Genomic DNA, 1,019 nt, shown 5'->3' with positions numbered 1-1,019 from the left:
TGACGCCGAGAACGGTGCGCCCCCGGTGGCTGCCGTTGCGGATGGAGTGCAGCACCCGCTCCACATCGGTGATCGGAGCGTAGTTCTCCAGGGTCGAAAGATGCTGCGGTCGTAGTTCTTTGCCGAGCTGGGCCCACACCTCCCTGCGGCGCTCGATCGGAAGGTTGACCGAATCGATGCCTTCCAGGGTGACGCCGCGCAGAATGAACGGCATCACCGTAGTGGGCAGTTCCGCTCCGCCGGTGAGCCCGCTGGCCGCGACCGCGCCGCCGTAGCCGATGGCGCTCAGCACGTAGGCCAGCGACGCGCCGCCGACGCTGTCCACGGCCGCGGCCCACCGCGCTTTGGTCAATGGCCGCGGCTTGGCGTTCGGGTCCTCCGGCAGCCTGCCGATCACCTCGTTCGCACCGATCTCGCTGAGCAGATCGTTCGCGTCGGTCTTGCCGGTGGAAGCGATGACTTCGAAGCCGAGGCCGGAGAGAATGTCGATGCTCACGCTGCCGACCCCGCCGGTCGCGCCGGTGACCAGCACCGGGCCCGCGTCCGGCATGAGGCCGCGATCGAGCAGGGCCTGCACGCTCAGGGCCGCGGTGAACCCGGCGGTGCCGAGCGCGGCCGCGTCGCGCAGGCTCAGGCCCTCCAGCTTGACCACCCATTCGGCGGGCACCCTGGCGTATTCGGCGAAGCCGCCGTTGTGCGCGACACCGATGTCGTATCCGTGCGCGATCACCTGGTCACCCGGGGCGAAATCGTCGTCGGCGGACTCGACCACCTCGCCGACGATGTCGATCCCAGGGACGATCGGGTAGTTGCGCACCACACCGCCGCCCTTGGTGATCGCCAGCCCGTCCTTGTAGTTCGCGCTCGAGTAGTGCACTTTGATCGTCACGTCACCCGGCCCGAGGAAATCCTCGCCGGCCTGCTGCCGGGTCAGGACGATCCCGCTATCCGATTCGTGTGCCACCATCGCCCAGAACTCCATGCGGACGAGCATACGAGCGTCCGGACGGGTCCGGGAG

At 68.5% G+C, this 1,019-nt stretch carries 1 protein-coding gene; it reads right to left on the bottom strand.

Annotated elements, in window-relative coordinates; all coding sequences use genetic code 11:
* A partial coding sequence (locus ACIHAX_RS37820) for an oxidoreductase (protein WP_397282474.1) occupies positions 1–982 on the bottom strand: 982 nt, incomplete at its 3' end.
* Between the last annotated feature and the right edge of the window lie 37 nt (positions 983–1,019).

Source organism: Nocardia sp. NPDC051929, assembly GCF_044548645.1.
Taxonomy (GTDB): domain Bacteria; phylum Actinomycetota; class Actinomycetes; order Mycobacteriales; family Mycobacteriaceae; genus Nocardia; species Nocardia sichangensis.
The sequence above is the reverse complement of the archived record's forward strand: the minus strand, read 5'-3'. Positions and strand labels throughout refer to the sequence as shown.